Raw genomic sequence first — 609 nt, forward strand, 5'->3', positions numbered from 1 at the left:
GCAGCCCGGAGCTTGGCCTCATCGAGCGCCGGAGGACGGCCACCTCGACGTCCCCTCGCTGCGGCGGCGGCCAGCCCGGCTCGCGTCCTCTCGATGATGATCTCCCTCTCCATGGAGGAAAGTGCGCCGAGGATGCTGAACATGAACCGGCCAGTTGGCGTCGTGGTATCGATGGCCTCAGTCAGAGACCGAAGAGCGATGCCGCGCCGTTGCAGATCCTCCGAGATGTCGATCAGGTGCTTGAGGCTGCGAGCAAGCCTGTCGAGGCGCCAGCAAATCACCTGATCCCCTGCTCGGGCCATCTCCAACAGCTTGGCCAGTTCGGCCCGGTCTGAGCGGGCGCCGCTGCCGACTTCCACGAATACCCGCTCACATCCTGCCTGCCGGAGAGCATCCAGTTGCAGGGCATGGTTTTGCTGATCCGTCGAGGTGCGCGCGTACCCCAGCAGCATCCGAGTCTCCCGATACCCGTCAGGCCCCGCCGTATCGCGAAGGCCCAATCAGGATAGGGTTTCGCGGAAATCCGTCACTCGGATTTTGCTCGCATTCGCACGACGCATGCCGGCCCATTCGCGAGACGTATTCGAGGTCTCCCATGACCACCGATTG

Annotated in this window: 1 protein-coding gene; it reads right to left on the bottom strand. The window is 63.9% G+C overall.

Translation table 11 applies throughout. The annotated features are described in order from the left end of the window. A partial coding sequence (locus GSE44_RS25175; protein ID WP_159351550.1) for a recombinase family protein occupies positions 1 to 452 on the bottom strand: 452 nt, incomplete at its 3' end. Positions 453 to 609 lie beyond the last annotated feature (157 nt).

The organism is Muricoccus harenae, from assembly GCF_009848505.1.
GTDB classification, from domain to species: domain Bacteria; phylum Pseudomonadota; class Alphaproteobacteria; order Acetobacterales; family Acetobacteraceae; genus Roseomonas; species Roseomonas harenae.